General features: G+C 60.6%; 13 protein-coding genes and 2 pseudogenes. 9 read left to right on the top strand and 6 right to left on the bottom strand.

What is annotated here, in order from left to right; translation table 11 throughout:
- Positions 1-2: 2 nt before the first annotated feature.
- The 5 genes from A9D60_RS07020 to A9D60_RS07000 all read left to right on the top strand — a co-directional run bounded on the left by A9D60_RS07020 (position 3) and on the right by A9D60_RS07000 (position 5621).
- A complete protein-coding gene (locus A9D60_RS07020) occupies positions 3-1157 on the top strand; it encodes a CobW family GTP-binding protein (RefSeq protein WP_254656641.1) in 1155 nt (384 codons plus the stop codon).
- Between the two features lie 107 nt (positions 1158-1264).
- The gene (thrS, locus tag A9D60_RS07015; protein ID WP_065266911.1) at positions 1265-3184 is read left to right on the top strand and encodes a threonine--tRNA ligase; all 1920 of its coding nucleotides are present in this window, start codon (positions 1265-1267) and stop codon (positions 3182-3184) included.
- A gap of 17 nt (positions 3185-3201) precedes the next feature.
- The gene (locus A9D60_RS07010; protein WP_065266910.1) at positions 3202-3675 is read left to right on the top strand and encodes a Fur family transcriptional regulator; all 474 of its coding nucleotides are present in this window, start codon (positions 3202-3204) and stop codon (positions 3673-3675) included.
- Complete coding sequence (locus tag A9D60_RS07005; RefSeq protein WP_065266909.1) at positions 3665-4876, top strand: GTP-binding protein; 1212 nt, start codon at positions 3665-3667, stop codon at positions 4874-4876. The genes A9D60_RS07010 and A9D60_RS07005 overlap by 11 nt, the downstream gene beginning before the upstream one ends.
- A 109-nt stretch (positions 4877-4985) precedes the next feature.
- Positions 4986-5621 carry a DUF1826 domain-containing protein gene (locus A9D60_RS07000; RefSeq protein ID WP_065266908.1) on the top strand — a complete coding sequence of 212 codons (636 nt, stop codon included), beginning with the start codon at positions 4986-4988 and terminating at the stop codon, positions 5619-5621.
- A gap of 34 nt (positions 5622-5655) precedes the next feature.
- Here A9D60_RS07000 and A9D60_RS06995 read toward each other — a convergent pair whose 3' ends face one another.
- A complete protein-coding gene (locus tag A9D60_RS06995) occupies positions 5656-6753 on the bottom strand; it encodes a GlxA family transcriptional regulator (RefSeq protein ID WP_217492044.1) in 1098 nt (365 codons plus the stop codon).
- A gap of 33 nt (positions 6754-6786) precedes the next feature.
- On the opposite strand from A9D60_RS06995, the gene A9D60_RS06990 reads away from it, so the two are divergent.
- Complete coding sequence (locus A9D60_RS06990) at positions 6787-7950, top strand: S-(hydroxymethyl)glutathione dehydrogenase/class III alcohol dehydrogenase (protein WP_065266906.1); 1164 nt, start codon at positions 6787-6789, stop codon at positions 7948-7950.
- A gap of 167 nt (positions 7951-8117) precedes the next feature.
- A pseudogene (locus A9D60_RS06985) lies at positions 8118-8297 on the top strand (IS110 family transposase); the annotation flags it as partial.
- 48 nt (positions 8298-8345) lie between these two features.
- Here A9D60_RS06985 and A9D60_RS25445 read toward each other — a convergent pair.
- Positions 8346-8855 carry a transposase gene (locus tag A9D60_RS25445; protein WP_217492041.1) on the bottom strand — a complete coding sequence of 170 codons (510 nt, stop codon included), beginning with the start codon at positions 8853-8855 and terminating at the stop codon, positions 8346-8348.
- 53 nt (positions 8856-8908) lie between these two features.
- Between A9D60_RS25445 and A9D60_RS06980 the strand changes: the two are divergent.
- Positions 8909-9160: pseudogene (locus A9D60_RS06980) on the top strand (IS110 family transposase); the annotation flags it as partial.
- Between the two features lie 111 nt (positions 9161-9271).
- Here A9D60_RS06980 and A9D60_RS06975 read toward each other — a convergent pair.
- The 3 genes from A9D60_RS06975 to A9D60_RS06965 are packed head-to-tail and all read right to left on the bottom strand — an operon-like array spanning position 9272 to position 12872.
- Positions 9272-10276 (bottom strand): tyrosine-type recombinase/integrase, encoded by a 1005-nt coding sequence (locus A9D60_RS06975; protein ID WP_065266904.1) that lies wholly within the window; start codon positions 10274-10276, stop codon positions 9272-9274.
- The gene (locus tag A9D60_RS06970; protein WP_065266903.1) at positions 10273-11643 is read right to left on the bottom strand and encodes a tyrosine-type recombinase/integrase; all 1371 of its coding nucleotides are present in this window, start codon (positions 11641-11643) and stop codon (positions 10273-10275) included. Before A9D60_RS06970 ends, A9D60_RS06975 begins: the two co-directional genes overlap by 4 nt.
- Positions 11640-12872 (bottom strand): site-specific integrase, encoded by a 1233-nt coding sequence (locus tag A9D60_RS06965; protein ID WP_065266902.1) that lies wholly within the window; start codon positions 12870-12872, stop codon positions 11640-11642. The genes A9D60_RS06970 and A9D60_RS06965 overlap by 4 nt, the downstream gene beginning before the upstream one ends.
- Positions 12873-13012: 140 nt before the next feature.
- Between A9D60_RS06965 and A9D60_RS06960 the strand changes: the two genes are divergently transcribed.
- Positions 13013-13777 (top strand): IS110 family transposase, encoded by a 765-nt coding sequence (locus A9D60_RS06960; protein ID WP_175392912.1) that lies wholly within the window; start codon positions 13013-13015, stop codon positions 13775-13777.
- Positions 13778-13936: 159 nt separating this feature from the next.
- Here A9D60_RS06960 and A9D60_RS06955 read toward each other — a convergent pair.
- On the bottom strand, positions 13937-14148 hold a 212-nt coding region (locus A9D60_RS06955), incomplete at its 5' end, for a transposase (protein ID WP_141117798.1).

Here is a 14148-nt window from a genome sequence, read left to right as displayed (position 1 = left end):
TCATGCTTCGCAACCCGAAAGAGCGGCACGACATGCAAACCCAGATACCTGTCACCTTGCTCACTGGCTTCCTGGGCGCGGGAAAAACCACACTCTTGAACGGCTTGCTGCACGACCCCGCCGCGGGCCGCATTGCGGTTGTTGTCAACGAATTCGGGGATGCCGGTCTGGATCATGACCTGATCGAAGAAACCGCCGAGGATGTGGTTCTGATGGCGGCCGGATGCATCTGCTGCACGATCCGCGGCGATTTGTCGAGGACGCTGATGTCCTTGCTGAAACGCCGCACAAAAGGGGAGCTATCGTTTGACCGGGTAGTGATTGAAACAACAGGACTGGCAGACCCCAGGCCGGTGCATCACACCTTGCTGGTAGACAAGGATCTCGCCGCAAATTTTGCTTTGGACGGCATTGTCACGGCGGTTGATTCAGTGCTAGCGGCTGACACGCTGGACCGCCATGCCGAGGCGCAAGCGCAAGTTGCTATGGCAGACAGGATTGTTCTGACCAAGCGGGACCTCGCGAACCGTGCTGCCAGGCGGGCGCTGGAGCGGCGGCTTGACCGGCTGAACCCAGGCGCAGAACGTATCGAAGCCGATCGGGGCAAAGTACCCTCAGGGGCGCTGTTCGGGCTGAGCGCCATGCGCAAGGAAGTTTCGCGCAATCATGCTCTTGACTGGCTTGCAGCGTCTCCTGCCGCTGCGCAGGTGGACCCTCTGGCGGGGCTTTCCGGAATTGACCTGCCGAAGGCAGACCCGCTGCCGGAGTTCGGCGCACAATCGCACCATGCCACAGACAGCAGGATCGTCACCGCATCGGTGACAATCGACACGCCGATACCGACCCGGGTGTTTGATTTCTGGCTGGATACGCTCATCGCTTTGCGTGGCGCAGACATCCTGCGGCTGAAAGGCATTGTCCATATCGAGGATGTGCCGACGCCCTTTGTCTTTCACGGTGTCCAGCACGTTTTCGAACCTCCCGTGCCCCTGAAGGACTGGCCCGCAGGCGACCATACCAGCCGTGTTGTCGTGATCGCCCGGGATTTCCCCCTGGAGGACCTTGAGCAAAGCCTGGCTATGCTGCGCATGCGTCCGAAGGAAAGGGACGAAACGCAGGGCGTAACCGTTCACACCTTGAGCGCGGAGGCCTTGTGACCTTGCGTTTGCTCCACACAAATTTTCGCGCCGTTGAAGCTCAACACCCCATGGGACGTGCCGGGGTACGACCCGGTGCCGCCTGAAACATCCAGGAAACGACCACTATGATCCATGTTCACTTGCCCGACGGGGCAGCCCGCGCGCTCTCTGCTGGCGCGACTGCCGCTGACTTGGCCGCGGCGATCAGCCCTAGTCTGGCAAAACGCACTGTGGCAGCAGCGGTCGACGGGCATTTGGCTGACCTGTCCGCTCCGCTCCCTGATGGGGCCGCGGTGGAGCTTGTCTCCCGCGATGACCCCCGCGCGCTGGAGCTGATCCGCCATGACCTGGCCCATGTGCTGGCAGAAGCCGTGCAAACGCTCTGGCCTGGAACCCGGACCGCTATCGGTCCAGCAATCGAACATGGCTTCTACTACGACTTCGAGCGTGAGACGCCCTTCACGCCCGAGGACCTTCCGGTGATCGAAGCCAAAATGCGCGAGATCATCGCAAGCCGCACACCCTTCGTGTGCGAAACCTGGACCCGCGACCAGGCGCGCGCGCATTTCGAAGCCGCAGGCGAGAGCTACAAACTGGCGCTGCTGGATGCGATCCCCGAGGGCGAGCCGGTGACCATCTACCGGCAGGGTGATTGGCTGGATCTCTGCCGCGGCCCGCATATGCGCCACACAGGCGACGCCGGGGCTGCCTTCAAACTGACCCGCGTTGCCGGGGCCTATTGGCGCGGTGATGCCAACAATCCTATGCTCAGCCGGATCTATGGCGTGGCCTTCGCCTCTAGGGCTGATCTGGATGCGCATCTGACAATGATGGCCGAGGCGGAAAAGCGCGACCACCGGCGCCTGGGGCGCGAGATGGACCTGTTCCACTTCGAAGAAATGGCGCCGGGTTCCATCTTCTGGCACCCGAACGGCTGGCGCCTGTTTCAGACCCTGATCGGCTACATGCGCGACCGTCAGGAGGCGGCGGGTTATGTCGAGGTGAACTCGCCCGACATCATGGACCGCGCGCTGTGGGAGACCTCAGGCCATTGGCAGAACTACCGCGCCAACATGTTCCTTGCGCAAACCGAGGATGACCGCGACTACGCGCTGAAGCCGATGAACTGCCCCGGCCATATGCTGATCTACGGGCAAGGCACCAAAAGCTACCGCGACCTGCCGCTGAAGCTCGCCGAATTCGGCAAGGTGCATCGTTATGAACCGTCCGGCGCGCTGCACGGACTTCTGCGTGTGCGCAGCTTTACTCAGGATGATGCGCATATCTACTGCACGCCTGAGCAGCTCACTGAGGAGTGCCTGAAGGTCAACGACCTGGTTCTTTCCATCTACCGCGTTTTCGGTTTTGAGGATGTCCGCATCAAGCTGTCCACCCGGCCGGAAAACCGGATTGGCAGCGAACAAAGCTGGGACCGGGCTGAAGATGCCCTGCGCAGAGCGCTGGACGAGTCCGGGCACGCGTACACGCTGTTCGAGGGCGAAGGCGCGTTTTATGGGCCCAAGCTTGAATATGTCCTGCGGGACGCCATCGGGCGGGACTGGCAATGCGGCACTCTGCAGGTAGATTTCAACCTGCCTGAGCGGTTCGGCTCTTCTTATGTCGCGGCCTCCGGCGAAAAGCTCCCGCCGGTCATGCTGCACCGGGCTCTGTTTGGGTCCCTGGAACGTTTCACCGGCATCTTGATCGAACATCACGCGGGCCATCTGCCGCTGTGGCTGGCGCCGGTGCAAGTAGTCGCCGCGACGATCACTGGGGCTGCAGATGAGTGGGCTGCAGAAGTCGCCCAAACTCTACGCACGGCCGGGCTGCGGGTGGAGACGGACCTGCGCAATGAGAAAATCAGCTACAAGGTGCGGGAGCACGCGCTGAAGAAAATCCCTGTTCAGATCGCGCTCGGCATGCGCGAGGCGGAGGAGCGGACGGTTACCATACGCCGCCATGGCGGGACCGGGACGCAAACGCTTCCCCTAGCCGAGGCCGTCGCAATTCTAATGCAGGACGCGCAGCCGCCAGTTGCAACCTGAGCGGAGAGCGGCAAGCCATGCGAAAGAGCACTAAGGGCGAAGCGATGCAGTCCGATATCCTGTATCTGCTGCACGGAGCGGATCAGGCGATGTCGGCCTATGACATTCTCGCCGTGCTCCGTAAGGCCGCTCCCCGGCTTGCACCAATGACGGTCTACCGTGCTCTCAAGACACTCTGCGCCAACGTTCAAGTGCTGCGGATCGAATCGCTCAACGCTTATGCTCTGCGCCAAACGGAAGATACCGATGGCCCGGTGATCCTGTCCATTTGCGACGAATGCGGCGCCTTACGAGAGACTGTGGCGCCCGAGGTGCTGGTTTCACTCACACGTATGGCGCAGCAGTCAGGGATCGAACCCACGCATCACGTGGTCGAAATTCACGGGCAGTGCAGCGATTGCGGTACTGCCGACCTTAACAGCAGGGGTCATCTGACGGCGCCTGACGAAGACCGGAAACAAAAACATTCACGAGGTACTCATGACCAATAAAGACACCCGCCTTCCCGTCACCGTCCTCTCGGGCTTCCTTGGCGCGGGCAAAACGACCCTGCTGAACCGTGTGCTGAACAACCGCGAAGGGCGCCGCGTCGCGGTGATCGTCAACGACATGTCCGAGGTGAACATCGATGCGGACCTCGTCCGTGAGGGTGCCGAGCTCTCGCGCTCCGAAGAGAAGCTGGTTGAGATGCCCAACGGCTGCATCTGCTGCACCCTGCGCGACGATCTTCTTCAGGAGGTCCGGCGCCTCGCGGAGGAGGGGCGTTTCGATTACCTGCTGATCGAATCCACCGGGATCTCCGAGCCGCTGCCGGTTGCCGCGACGTTCGACTTCCGGGATGAGAGCGGGGAGGGTCTGTCGGATGCGGCGCGCCTGGACACCATGGTGACGGTCGTGGATGCGGTGAACCTGCTCAAGGACTTTTCCAGCCACGATTTCCTAGCCGATCGAGGCGAAAGCCTTGGAGAAGGCGACAACCGCAGCCTTGTCAGCCTGCTGACCGAGCAGATTGAATTTGCCAATGTGGTGATCCTGAACAAAACCGCCGATGCCGGACCTCAGCGCACCGAGGCTGCCCGCCAAATCATCCACAGCCTGAACGGCGATGCGAAGATCATCGAGGCGAACCATTCCGACGTCCCCTCCGGCGAGATCCTCGACACCGGGCTGTTTGACTTCGACAAGGCTCATGAGCATCCGATGTGGGCGAAAGAACTGTACGGCTTTGCCAATCACACGCCGGAGGACGAGGAATACGGCATTACCTCCTTTGTCTACCATGCTCGCGCGCCATTTGATCCGGCAAAGATCCACGCAGTGCTGAATAGCGATCTGCCGGGCGTGATCCGGGCCAAGGGCCACTTCTGGATTGCAACACGTCCTGATTGGGCCGCCGAATTCAGTCTTGCTGGAGCCATGTCTTCAGTGGCGCCGCTTGGGCTCTGGTGGGCCTCGATTCCCGAGGACCGCCTGCCGACCCACCCTGAAGCACAGGCCGAAATTGCGCGCCGCTGGGCGGAGCCCTGGGGTGACCGGCGGCAAGAGATTGTCTTCATCGGTGTCGGGCTGGATCGTGAGGCGATCTGCGCCAAGCTGAACGCGGCTCTGCTTGATACTGCCGAGTTTACACCGGGAGCTTGGGCTGCGCTGCCAGATCCCTTCCCGCAGTGGGGAACGCGTCAGGTCGCCTGATCTGCGACGGCTAGAAATACATGATCCCGCTAGCGCCGCTCCGCCTCTTGGCGGAGGCAGCAACCACGGCGCTGCGGGTCAATTTTCCGTACCGAAAGGGCTCTGCATCATGAGTGTTATCGAACTTCCCATCCGTGCCGAAGCACGCTCCGTCCTGCAGGCGCGCGACGCGTCGATCTTGTCCGGGATCAATCAGCCGGGTGTCGCGGCCGCGATCTGGCAGCGCAATCCAGCGTCCGAATTTGCCGGTTGGATCTCAAAAATGCCGCCAGAACAATTGCCGAAGCTGCGTACGCTTGTTGGTGTTGATGCTGTGGAAGGCTGTATCCATGCGGCCTGCAGCCTGGCCGGAACGCCTGCCGGGGCCGAGCGCGACATGCTGGCAAGCGACATCGCTGCACTTGGGTTTCTTATGGGTGAAATCATGGAAACGCCCTTGCTGCATCTGCGCCTGGATGTTGTGTCCACAAACGCCTGCCGCAGGTTCCATGTCGACAACATGACTGCGCGGATGCTCTGCACCTACCGGGGATCGGGAACCCAGCTTGCCCAACCAGGTGCAGAGGCCTCGCCGCTCTCCGTTTCCCTTTGCAGTGCCGTGCTGTTGCGAGGCCGCCGCTGGCCCGGCACAGAGAAAACGGGGCTGCTGCACCGGTCGCCCCCGATAGAGGGCACGGGCGAAACCCGCCTTCTTGCGGTGATTGATCCGGCTATCGATCACAAGCCCGGCGCACCTATCCACTGACAGTGGGTAACCAGGGCGGCGGGATTTAGTCCATTCATGTGCCTGCCGTCCTGAACCTTGCCCGGAAATCGCGCGGCGAGAGGGAAAAGCGCCGGCGGAACACCTTGCGCATCTGCTCGTCCGAGCGGAACCCCGACCGGAAGGCCACAGTCTTCATTGGCAGATCTGTATCCAGCAGAAGCGTCTTGGCCCGCTCGCAGCGCAGCCCTTCGAGATAGGCCATCGGCGTTGCCCCGAACTCGGTGGCAAAGGCGCGCGTGAAGTTGCGGACACTCATCTTGGCCTGCGCAGCCATGTCGTCCAGCGTCATCGGCTGATCAAAGCGCATACTCAACCAGCTCTGGATATCGCGCATGCCCGAAGAGCCGCTCATTTGGCCGGTCAGCATCGTGCTGAACTGGGATTGCCCGCCCGGACGCTTGAGATACATAACCATGTCGCGCGCCACCCGCAGCGCAATATCGCGCCCGAAATCCTGTTCCACAAAGGCCAGAGCAAGGTCAATTGCCGCTGTGACTCCTGCCGACGTCCACAGCATTCCGTCCTGTACAAAGATTGCATTGGCATCGACATCGGCCTCCGGAAACAGTGCTTGCAGACGAGCCGCATAGTTCCAGTGCGTGGCGGTTTTTCGCCCATCCAGAAGCCCTGCGGCGGCAAGGATGAAGCTCCCTGTGCAGAGGGCTGCAAAGCGCTCGGCCTCAAAGGCCCGCCGCCTGCACCAGTCCACCAGCGCAGCCTCGCGCGTTAGCACAGTTTCGATATCCTGCGCTCCAACGATAAATACCGTGCCCAGCAACTCTTCCTCGGGCAAGGCTGCGCTGGCCTCCAGCGACATCAGGGTGTCAGAGCGTACCGGGCCGGGTTCGGGCGCTATGATTGTCACGTCATAACCGCCGTTCAATCTGGCAGCCTGCAGATGCTGGCCCGCGTAACTCAGCACGGCAAGCACGCCGATCGCCTCAAGCGCTTTAAAACCCGGATAAACCACGAGCACCACAGAACGGCTGTTCTCTGGCAAAGGGTTTGAAGTCTGGGTCATGCGTCTGTCCTTTTGGGCTGGTTTGACGTGCTGAATGGCCGGATGTGACCGGTCAGCAGCCTTCGGCGTGATGTGGTTACGATATAACATTCTGATCAATTGAATAGAAGAAGGAGCACTGCCATGAAGACCCGAGCAGCCATCGCCTGGGAACCAAACCGCCCGCTGGAAATCGAGGAAATTGATCTGGAAGGCCCCAAGGAGGGTGAGGTCCTTGTCCGCATCGTGACCACCAGCCTATGCCACACCGACATGTTCACCCTGGCGGGCCGGGATCCTGAGGGGCTGTTCCCGGCAGTTCTGGGCCACGAAGGCGTCGGCATCGTCGAAGAGGTCGGCCGCGGCGTGACCTCAGTTGTGCCGGGTGACCATGTGATCCCGCTTTACACACCCGAAGACCCCAACTGCCCCTTCATCAAGTCAGGCAAGACCAACCTCTGCCAGACCATTCGCAAGACCCAGGGCCAGGGGCTGATGCCCGACGGAACCTCGCGGTTTTCCTACAAGGGCAAGWTGATCCATCATTACATGGGCACATCGACCTTCAGCGAATACACCGTCCTGCCGGAAATCGCGGTTGCCAAGATCTCGAAGGAAGCGCCGCTGGCCAAGGCAAGCGTCATGGGCTGTGCTGTCCCCACCGGCATCGGCGCCGTGCGTAATACGGCAAAGGTCGAACCGGGTTCGACCGTGGCGATCTTTGGCCTTGGCGCGGTTGGCATGGCCGCGATCCAGGGGGCAAAAATGGTTGGCGCAAGCCGCATCATCGGCATCGACACCAACCCGAACAAATTCCCGCTGGCTCAAAACCTTGGCGCAACCGAGTGCATCAACCCAACAGAGTTCTCGCAGCCGATCCAGGACGTCATCGTCGAGATGACCAACGGCGGCGTCGATTATTCCTTTGAGTGCATCGGCAACGTCAATGTGATGCGTGCGGCGCTGGAATGCTGCCATAAGGGCTGGGGCGAATGCACCGTGATCGGCGTGGCCGGCGCAGGTGAGGAAATCGCCACACGCCCCTTCCAGTTGGTTACAGGGCGCGTCTGGCGCGGCTCCGCCTTTGGCGGTGTGCTGGGCCGCAGCGAGTTGCCAGGCATGGTAGACGAATGGCTGCGAGGGGACTTCGATGTCGACCCGTACATCACCCACAACATGACACATGAGCAGATCAACACAGCCTTCGACTTGCTGCATGCGGGCAAGTCGATCCGGTCTGTCATCCATTTCCAACCGAATGACACCATGCTTTTGAACGATCTGCCGGGCGTCATCGTTCCGGCCTGACCAATCAGAGTCCGCAGCTGCTAGCTGCGGACTGCGTGGCCTTGTGAAGCCCTTGCGTACCGATTTTTCATCTGGATTGGCGGTAATTACTTAGCGCGATTGATCTTGGAACTGGCCTCTCTGAACGCCGTATGTCTGTGTCCGAATTAGGCCGCTCGCAGCTCAACGCAGCTATCCCGCAGATTGGCTTCTTGATTGAGCAAAGCATCACCGTGCGCGCTGGACGACATGCACTGCAGACTTCGTTTGAGGCGATCCTTGAAAATCGGCGGGCAGAAATCTCACCTCGGATGCGCACCACCCTCCTTGGGCTCTATGGCGACTGGCTCCGGGTAGACGAAAGGATCAACCTATGAGCCAAACAGGAATGAGCCTCTGGGCGCAATTAGAAGCGCCTAAAGGCTCACCGAAGTCCGCGAAGGAGAATATTCCCCTTCCGAGGACCTCGCGCCTGCCACTGGGCGCATGTGGATTTTTCTTAGTACGCTGGCATGGTGCGTCGCGCGATGTCCCGCATGAAAGCCTTCATATCGCGAACGATGGCCGTCGTTATGACGGTTGTCTTCTTTCCGTTCCGGCGAAGCGCCCGGTAGCTGGCCGTCAGCCGGGATTGCGCCTTCCAGGCGATGTCCTGAACGTCGGGAGATTGTGTCACGCAGGATATAGAGTTTTCTTGCTCCTGGCCGGGCCGGATAGCGATAGGTCCAAGCCCCTTCGATCAGCTTGTGACGGACGCGAGCATTGCCTGCCCGGGTGATCCCGCCGCTCCGGCTCGTCTTGCCAGTAGAGTATTCGCTTGGCACGAGTCCGAGATATGCCACGAGTTTCACCGGTGTTTCAAAACGGCGGGCATTGCCGATCTCAGCAATGAACGTGATGGTGTGGACAGCCCCACGCAGCGGCATCGCAATGTGCCATGTTGGAGTTGTTGAACCCAACAGAAAAGGGAGCCATCCACATGCAGATTACAACATTGGGGATCGATATTGCCAAGTCTGTCTTTCAACTTCACGGAGTCGATGCAGATGGGAACGTCCTTCTCAGAAAGAAAGTCCGGCGTCGCGCCTTGATTGATGTTCTCACTGAACTCAGTCCCTGCCTGATTGGCATGGAGGCCTGCGCGACCGGGCATCACTGGGGACGTGAGATTTCAGCTCTGGGCCACGATGTGCGTCTGGTCCCGCCAGCTTACGTCAAACCTTATGTCAAGTAATGATCACCTCTCCATTACTTCACTTATCATCAGTTGGCCATAATGCGGAGGAACCTGCGCAGACTTGCTGTTTGCTGGCGTTTTCGCCCCACATTCCTCCGCATTATTTCAGAGCGTATCGAGCCAGGCGAGCAGGCTCGCATCCCGTTTCCATGACGGCGGATGAACTGCCGTTGCCGGAAGACTGACTTGCTCCAGTGCCTTTCGCTTCGTTTCCAGGTTCGCCTTCGCGTAATGGTTTGTGGTGTCGAGGCTCACGTGGCCAAGCCAGCTGCGGATGACCGTGACGTCGACACCGGCCGAGACAAGATGCACGGCGGTGGCGTGGCGGAAGCTGTGCGGCGTCACATGTTTGGCGTGCAGCGATGGCTCGGTTCCGGCCGCCGCTTTCACATAGCCCGCAAGCTTGAACCGGACGCCCGAGGCACTGAGCGGCTCGCCATAGCGGTTCACGAACAGCCGCTGGTCCGGTGCTCGCGGTTTTCGTTCCAACAGCTTTTTCAACAGCAGCACGGTTTCTGGCCAGAGCGGACAGATGCGTTCCTTGCGGCCCTTGCCTGTCAGCCGCACGCAACTTGGGCTATCAAACCGGATCATATCGGGGCACAGGTCGAGCGCTTCCTGTATTCGTGCGCCGCTGTTGTAAAGGAACGAGAGCAGCGTGTGATCGCGCATGCCTTCGAGGGTCGAGCGGTCTGGCTGGGCAAGGATCGCTGCCACTTCCGCCGGTTCCAGATAACAGGGTTCCGATACCGGTGCTCGCTTGACCGGGATGTTGAGGATTTCCGCGCATTGAGCGACCGATGCTGGATCTCTGGTCGCCACGAAGTTGAAGAAGCTGCGGATCGCGGCAAGCCGGCAGTTGCGCGTGCCGATTGTGCCGCCGCGCTCATGTTCAGTGTGCCTCAGGAACGCAGCAACGTCGCGGGCAGTCAGATCGGCCAGCGTGATCATCGCAACCGTCTTTTTTGCGCGCTGTGCGGCGAACCGCAGAAACAGCCGCCAAGTGTCGCGGTAGGATCGGACCGTATGGACGGAGGCGTTACGCTGCTCAACAAGCCACTCATAGAAGAACGCGCGCATCAGGTTCGGGAACGGGTTCGCCTTGTTCATGACCTCACCTCCCGCCCAAGGTCGAGGCAGGGTGCGCCCACGGCTCTGAACCGTTCGCTGGCGTGATGCAGAAGATCCTGCGTGACGGTGATGTAGACCAGGGTGGAATTGATATCCCGATGCCCGAGGTAAGTCGCGAGGAACGGCAGCCGGTCCTGCGGATTGATGCCCGCTTTGTACCATTCCAAGATGCGGTTCACGACCATCGAGTGGCGCAGATCGTGAACGCGCGGCCCGGTTCGCCCTCGCAGTGGCTTCAACCCGGCGCGCCGTATGACGTTAGTGAGCAGCCAGGTGATCATTTCCGGCGTGTAGCGGCGGGTGCGGCCCTGCTCGTGCCAGAACAGACCGGCACATGGATCCTGCGATGCGCCGGCACGGCGCCGGGCTTTGATATAGGCTCGAAGCTCGGCCATCACGCTGGCGGGCAGCGGCAGGATTCTGGTTTTGAAGAACTTCGTTTGGCGAACCGTGATCGTACCGCTCTGGAGATCGATGTCGCCAAGATCGAGACGGGCAAGCTCGCCCCGCCGCAAGCCTGCACAATAGGCCAGCACCAGCATGGTGTAGATCGTCAGCGGGCGAAGTGGTGACCGTGGTGAGGGGTAAGAACGAGCGACGTCGAGCATCCGCCGTATATCGGCAGGCGAGTAGATGTGGGGCTTGCGCCATTGCTTGACCACGTCCTTCTGCGGTCGCGGGTCCGGTCGGCGCGATGGGATCGATGGATCCCGGTGACGGAAGATTTTCGTGAGGACACGCCTGAGATTTTCACATTCGGCAGCGTGATTGCGCGTGGATTTCGCCGCCGCCCAGTGATCGAGCATCACCCCGATTGGCTGTTCCTGGAGCGCCGGGTTCAGCTGCAGGAACTGGTCAAATCTCAACAACCGGGCAGACTGCGAAGTGTATTTGTATCCCCGGTTCCGCATCAGCGCGACGTGCTCAGCCAAAACCTCTCCCAGCACGCTGCCGAACGGCCGGGGCCGGCGCAATTCGGCAAGGGCCTTTTCCGGATTGCGCGACGCCAGAGCGCGCCAGACCGGCATGCACTGCTTGATATTGCATGCTTCGCGCAGGGTGGTGACGGGATTGCGGTCGATCGCCTCGGTATTCAGAAGGTGATCGAGGAACCGGTCAACGATGCGGGTGCGGTGCAGCAGCGTAGTCGCTGCCCAGCATTCAGCCGATACCGGCAGCCACGCGACCAGCACGTCCTGACCAAGTTCGCTGTGATGCTCGGCGACGTTCTGGAAGCTGTGCAAGACCTGCCGGTAGCAGGTTCGGCTTTTCATGCTGCGCAGACCAAGGCCTGCGAGATAGCGGTCAATGATCGTGCGATCGGGATCGGGCCAGCGAGCGGTCATGCCAGCCCCTCCGCGCCCGGCACATCAAGCGCAATGGCCCTGAGATCCTCGGTGGCAAGCTTGAGGTAGGGGGCCGTCGACGCGGTTGAGCGATGCCCCAAAAGGTCGCCGATGACTTTTTGCGGAACTGACGTGCGCAGCATCTCGACCGCACGCGCATGGCGGAAGATGTGCGGCCCGCATTTGCCTGGCGGCTTGATGCCGGCATCGCAGAGCCGCCGTCGAACCAGACTGTATAGCTTCTCAAGCTTGCGATAGGGCGCGCGCGTGCGGAGGAAGATTTCCCTGGCATCGGCCGCTGGCCGTCCGGAACGCAGATAAGCGAGAACGGCCTCGCCCGCAGGCGCCATCAGGGGCAGAAACGAGCAGGCTCCCGTTTTGCTGTGACGGACACGGATGGTTTCGCTCCGCCAGTCGATGTCCTCGATCCGCAGATTGCGGATTTCTCCAGACCGCAGCCCATAGGTTGCAAGGAGTTGCAAGATCGCGTAGTCCCGCAGCCCCGCCGGTGTCTTGTCCGCCCTCGCGCTTTCCAGTACCGCGGCGATTTGGCCCCGTTCCAGGATCGAGGGCACACCTTCATAGGCGTAGAGCAACGGCGCGATGATGTGCGGCGACAGGTCGGTCGCAATGTGGCCCGCCCTATAGAGATAACGCAGCAGCGAACGAAGCCGCTCCGCAACAGATTTCAGCGAGCTGCGCGTCAGCTTCAATGCACGCAGATCCATATAGCGGTCGATGTCGCCGACACTCAGATCCATCAGGCCTTCGGCACCGCATCGTTCGAATTGCCAGGCCAGGAAGTGTCGGGCCTCCCACAGAAGCGCATCGATGCTGGGCCGGGCAAGGCCACGCTCATCGAGAAGCCAGGCCTCGTACTCGTTGCAGATCGTAAATCGCAACGCGTCGGCCGCACAGGCCGCATTTGTAGCCGGTGGCCAGCGGCCCTGCACAAGCCGCAGCAGCGCGTGAATGCCCGCGCACGGAATCTGGTGCCAGCGCGGACCGGGACGGCGGCCGTGACGGCGCTGGAACAGAGTGACCGCTTCGCGCAGGTATTGCTCCACTTGGGCTTCGGTTACATCCGCGACCGGGATATTCCGCTGCGCAAGATGGTCAAGGAAGCCACGCGCATAGGCGCAGTAATTCCTGACCACCACCGGGCTGTATTCTTGGCTGGTCAGTTCGGTTTCGAGTTCGGTGATTACTTGGCGATCGGCTTTTGTCATCGCTGGCTCCTCCGCTGGTCAAACAACCGCAGAGGTTCGGCCGAAAATAATGCGGAGCAAAGCCGTCGATTAGCGGCAGAAATGCGGGGAATTCATGCGCCTGTCCCACGGTCCTCCGCATTATGGCCACCTGATGATAAGTGAAGCGTCAGAAAAACGACATGGCGGATGCCGAGGCGATATGTGAAGCCGTCAATCGACCGAATATGCATTTCGTCGCGATCAAGAGTACCGATCAACAGGCGGTTCTGATGCTGCATCGTGCGCGGGATCTTCTGGTGCGACAACGCACGATGCTGATCAATGCGCTTCGTGCCTATCTGGCAGAGTTTGGCATCGTCGCCGCGCGCGGGCCGCACAAGATACGCGAACTCCTCATCCATCTGCAGGATGACAGTTGCAGCGTCCCCGAGGTCGCCCAATCTGCCCTGCAAAGCCTGATCCGTCAGATGGATGGCCTGGAAGATGAGATTTCTCGGCTCGATCGAGAGATACGGACCTGGCACCGGCAGAGCGAGGCCAGCCAGAGGTTGGCTACAATACCGGGGGTCGGAGTGCTCACCGCAACGGCCTTGGCAGCGACTGTTGGTGATCCGGCCCTCTTCCGATCCGCCCGCCAGTTCGCGGCCTGGCTTGGTCTGGTGCCACGACAAAACTCATCGGGCGGCAAGGAAAGATTGGGACGCATAACGAAGATGGGGGACGCTTATTTGCGCAAGCTTCTTGTCATTGGCGCAACGGCTGTTCTCAGACGAGCGATCCAAGCACAAACACGAACTGGAGAATGGGTGCGTCACCTGCTGGAGAGCAAACCACCACGGTTGGTCAGCGTTGCATTGGCCAACAAGACCGCCAGGATCGCTTGGGCCATTCTGGCAAAAGGAGAAACTCACCGCACTGCATAAACTTCGTGCGGCAAGCAAGTTGTCGCAAACAAGGATGCAAGAGCAATCGGCGTGATGATGATCAATGCAGCCGCAACCGGAACACCCCGTGGTGTTGTCAGGGCGCCATAGCCCGTTAACGTGGAGACTGTGCGGAATTTTGTGCCCCGGCGCCATTTCTTACGCCAATGGGAAGCGTTCCTCGAACATGATGGCGAGCTGGCTTTTCACCGCATGCCATTCGCGCACTGACCGCTTCCACTCCGCTGAGGTAGCATTCAGCGCCAGATAGATCAACTTGGCCGCCGCCTCATCGCTGGGGAAATGGCCGCGGGTTCGGACCGCGCGGCGGATTTTCGAGTTCAGCGCTTCAATGGCATTGGTAACCGGTA

The organism is Leisingera sp. JC1 (assembly GCF_001679925.1).
Lineage (GTDB): Bacteria > Pseudomonadota > Alphaproteobacteria > Rhodobacterales > Rhodobacteraceae > Leisingera.
This window is presented reverse-complemented; position numbering and strand designations above follow the sequence as displayed.